This window comes from Ectopseudomonas khazarica (genome assembly GCF_004521985.1).
In the GTDB taxonomy this organism is placed as follows: domain Bacteria; phylum Pseudomonadota; class Gammaproteobacteria; order Pseudomonadales; family Pseudomonadaceae; genus Aquipseudomonas; species Aquipseudomonas khazarica.
The window spans coordinates 1-294 of the sequence record NZ_SBHZ01000065.1 but is presented as its reverse complement, the minus strand read 5'-3'; the positions used below and the strand labels follow the sequence as shown (position 1 = coordinate 294).

At 63.9% G+C, this 294-nt stretch carries 1 protein-coding gene; it reads left to right on the top strand.

The genetic code is table 11. The features are described from left to right. Positions 1–294: hypothetical protein (locus EPK82_RS24880; protein ID WP_167494410.1), on the top strand; the 294-nt coding region annotated here is incomplete at both ends.

Sequence of the window (294 nt, the reverse complement as noted above, 5' to 3'; positions counted from 1 at the left end):
ACGTGGTCTTCCGCCTGGAAATCATCGACACGCTCGATGGTCCGCAACTGCAGACCACCCTGTACGAAGCGATCCGCCATGACGGCACCACCACCACGTTCGACGAAGCACTGAACCTGCTGCTCGGCGACGACGGTGCCAGCCTGGGCCTGACCTACGAAGTGGTGCGCACCGATGGCGATGGCGACCAGGTCACCGCCTCGGAAACCCTGGTACTGGCTGACGAACAAGGCTCGATCCTGACCTTCGACGACGACGGCCCGACCCAGAACGTTGGCCTGGCCCAAGGGGCCT